The following is a 1,437-nucleotide window of genomic DNA, read 5'->3' on the forward strand; positions in this document are numbered from 1 at the left end:
TGAACTGCACCCCAAAAGTTAGACAGAAAAAAATCTAACTTTTGGGGTGTTTTTATTATGAAATTAACTTATGAAGATAAAGTTCAGATCTATGAACATAAAAAACAAGGGCGAAGCTTCAAAGAGCTTTCAAATCAATTTGGGATAAACATTTCTAATCTTAAGTACATGATTAAATTGATTGATCGTTATGGAATAGAAATCGTCAAAAAAGGAAAGAATTGTTACTATTCTCCCGAACTAAAACAAGAAATCATTGATAAAGTTCTGCTTGAAAGTCGTTCACAAATAAAGGTATCTCTAGATTATGCTCTTCCAAGTGTTGGAATGTTGCATAATTGGATAGCACAATATAAGAAAAACGGGTATACTATTGTTGAGAAAACAAGAGGAAGGATACCTAAAATGGGACGTAAGCCAAAGAAGAAACCCGAAGAGATGACAGAACTAGAACGTCTTCAAGCAGAAAATGAGTACTTGAGAGCGGAGAATGCGGTTCTAAAAAAGTTGAGAGAACTCCGATTGAGGGACGAAAAAGAGCAAGAAGAAAAACGGAAATTGTCCGAGGATTGGTAACAGAGTTTGCTTTAGAGATTCTTCTAAAGATTATTAAGCTTGCCCGTTCAACTTATTATTATCATTTAAAACAGCTCGATCAAAGCGATAAGGATTATGATGTTAAAGTTGAAATTCAATCTATTTTTACTGAGCATAAAGGGAATTACGGCTATCGTCGAATGACTCTTGAATTGAGGAATCGTGGTTTTGTAGTGAATCATAAGAAGGTCCAACGTCTGATGAAGGTCCTTGGTTTAAGTGCTCGTATTCGTCGTAAACGGAAGTATTCTTCATACCAAGGAGAGATTGGTAAGAAAGCAGATAATCTTATTCAACGCCAATTTGAAGCAACCAAGCCAATGGAAAAGTGCTACACAGATGTGACCGAGTTTGCCATTCCAGCAAGCAATCAAAAACTTTATTTATCGCCAGTTTTAGATGGTTTTAATAGCGAAATTATCGCCTATAATCTTTCGACTTCACCGAATTTAGAACAAGTGAAAGCTATGTTAGACCAGGCCTTTACTGAGAATCATTACACAAATACAATTCTTCATAGTGATCAAGGATGGCAGTATCAACACCAGTATTATCATCGTTTTTTAGAGGATAAAGGAATTCAACCGTCCATGTCACGTAAAGGAAACAGCCCAGACAACGGCATGATGGAATCCTTCTTTGGCATTTTGAAATCGGAAATGTTTTATGGTTACGAGAATACATTTAAGTCACTTAACCAATTGGAACAAGCTATTGTAAACTATATTGACTATTACAACAACAAACGAATTAAGGTAAAACTAAAAGGACTTAGTCCTGTGCAATACAGGACTAAATCCTTAACTTAAATTATTTGTCTAACTTTTTGGGGTCAGTACA

At 35.3% G+C, this 1,437-nt stretch carries 1 protein-coding gene; it reads left to right on the forward strand.

What is annotated here, in order from left to right; genetic code table 11:
- Positions 1–57: 57 nt before the first annotated feature.
- A protein-coding gene (locus tag M1G14_RS10870; RefSeq protein WP_118398572.1) for an IS3 family transposase occupies positions 58–1,406 on the forward strand; the annotation gives its coding sequence in 2 pieces (ribosomal slippage) (positions 58–499 and positions 499–1,406; 1,350 coding nt in all).
- Positions 1,407–1,437 lie beyond the last annotated feature (31 nt).

The sequence above is a fragment of the Streptococcus parasanguinis genome (assembly GCF_023109675.1).
In the GTDB taxonomy this organism is placed as follows: domain Bacteria; phylum Bacillota; class Bacilli; order Lactobacillales; family Streptococcaceae; genus Streptococcus; species Streptococcus parasanguinis_I.